Origin of the sequence: Klebsiella sp. A-Nf5 (assembly GCF_002810545.1) — a bacterium.
Classification (GTDB): domain Bacteria; phylum Pseudomonadota; class Gammaproteobacteria; order Enterobacterales; family Enterobacteriaceae; genus Klebsiella; species Klebsiella variicola.
In genome coordinates this window covers 1-920 of sequence record NZ_PIOG01000161.1, presented here as the reverse complement: position 1 = coordinate 920, position 920 = coordinate 1, and the positions used below count along the sequence as shown (strand labels likewise).

Here is a 920-nt window from a genome sequence, read left to right as displayed (position 1 = left end):
CATGCTATTACATTGCCATGGTAACGCGGTGCTGAGAATGAAAGGCATTTTGCGTGTAAGCGACAGTGAGACTCCGGTGGTTATTCATGGTGTACAGCACACGTTGCATCCTCCGGTGCATTTGGATGACTGGCCTGGAGCCTTAAGCCATTCAACGTTGGTATTTATCTTACGTGGACTGGAGGCGCATCGCTTGCAGCAGGCCTTTAGCCGCTTTATGCAAGTATTACAGGAGTCCTGAAGGGATGAGTTCTGCGGCGATTATTTCTCCTCCATTAACGCTTCGGGTTTTGGGCACGTCGGTGACATTACTGGAGATATTGCGTGTTCGCGCTGAGCAGGAGCTGGGGATTAAGATCGAATACCTGCTGCATAGCGTGGAAGATGCCCAGCGCATCGCGGTTATGCAGCCTGACAGTTACGATCTCTATGACCAGTGGTTTCATAATATCGATTTTGTCTGGCCGGCACGTGCTATTCAGCCGCTGGAGGTGAAGCGGCTGAAATATTGGGACGAGGTGAACGAACTGGCGAAGCAGGGCACCCTGAACGGCGTTGTGGCCGATGGCAGCGTACCGTCCCAGCGCTTGTACGTTCAACGGGATCGCCATTTAAGCAGCCAGCCGAGCGATCTCATCAGCATGCTGCCATTGACGCATAATGCCGATAGCTTTGCTTATCATGTCGACCGTCTTCCCGAGGCGCTTCAGCAGGAAGAAGAGAGTTGGGGATGGCTGCTGCATAGCGCGCTTACTGGCGCGGTCGCCCTGCAGGAGGATGCAGCTATGGGAGGGATCGATGCCGCTCTGGCCATGCAGGGCGCGGGGATGGCGCAGTTTGCCGATATTGGCAATTTGACGTTGGAAGAGATCGATGTTTTGACACAAGGATTAGCCCATCTTAATCGCCAGGGACACTTT

General features: G+C 53.7%; 1 protein-coding gene and 1 pseudogene. Both read left to right on the top strand.

Annotated features, from left to right (window positions below):
- A partial coding sequence (locus CWM53_RS17060) for a GTP-binding protein (RefSeq protein ID WP_133124357.1) occupies positions 1 to 241 on the top strand: 241 nt, incomplete at its 5' end.
- 4 nt (positions 242 to 245) lie between these two features.
- Positions 246 to 920: pseudogene (locus tag CWM53_RS17055) on the top strand (signal peptide prediction); the annotation flags it as partial.